This window comes from Vibrio sp. 1069, assembly GCF_033340555.1.
The window spans coordinates 1-812 of the sequence record NZ_JAWOWP010000237.1 but is presented as its reverse complement, the minus strand read 5'-3'; the positions used below and the strand labels follow the sequence as shown (position 1 = coordinate 812).

Genomic DNA, 812 nt, shown 5'->3' with positions numbered 1-812 from the left:
CAGGGCGCCAGCACCTTGTTTGAGTAAATCAGAGTTGAGCGCTTGGTTTAGAAGACTTTTTAAATCCATAACTGACCTCCTGTAAATGTTGAGAACAGTGTACAAACAACAAGCTGAACCAAAGATTAACGAAATGAATAGTAAAGAAATTAGGGGCAGTGTCATTTCTGAGGACAATAGAAAAGGGTTGACCGAAGCCAACCCTTTTATTTAATCGAAACCTTTTAGGCGTTTATTTAAGTTGAGATTTAACGTGCTCAACAATATCCGCCATCGCTACTGGAGTTTTCTCGCCAGTACGACGGTTTTTGTATTCGAAGTTACCTTCATCCATGCTGCGATCGCCAATCACGATAGTGTGAGGGATACCGATCAACTCGATGTCAGAGAACATTACACCTGGACGTTCTTTACGGTCATCAAATAGAACTTCGATGCCCATAGCAGTTAGTTCCGCGTATAGCTTCTCTGCTGCTTCTTTTACGCGCTCAGATTTGTGCATGTTCATTGGCACGATTGCTACTTGGAAAGGTGCAATTGCGTCTGGCCAAATGATGCCGTATTTGTCGTGGTTCTGTTCAATCGCAGAAGCAACAACACGCGATACACCGATGCCGTAACAACCCATCTCTAGGATTACGTTTTTACCGTCAGGGCCAAGAACGCTACAGTTCATTGCTTCTGAGTAAACGTTACCAAGTTGGAAGATATGACCAACTTCGATACCACGTTTCAGCATTAGCGTACCTTTACCACATGGGCTTGGATCGCCTTCTACTACGTTACGCAGATCTTCTACTTGACCCAGTTCA

At 43.8% G+C, this 812-nt stretch carries 1 protein-coding gene and 1 pseudogene; both read right to left on the bottom strand.

The window, feature by feature from the left end; translation table 11 throughout:
- Positions 1–69, bottom strand: a pseudogene (locus tag R7040_RS25705) (DUF533 domain-containing protein); the annotation flags it as partial.
- A gap of 163 nt (positions 70–232) precedes the next feature.
- Positions 233–812: His/Gly/Thr/Pro-type tRNA ligase C-terminal domain-containing protein (locus R7040_RS25700; RefSeq protein WP_318097461.1), on the bottom strand; the 580-nt coding region annotated here is incomplete at its 5' end.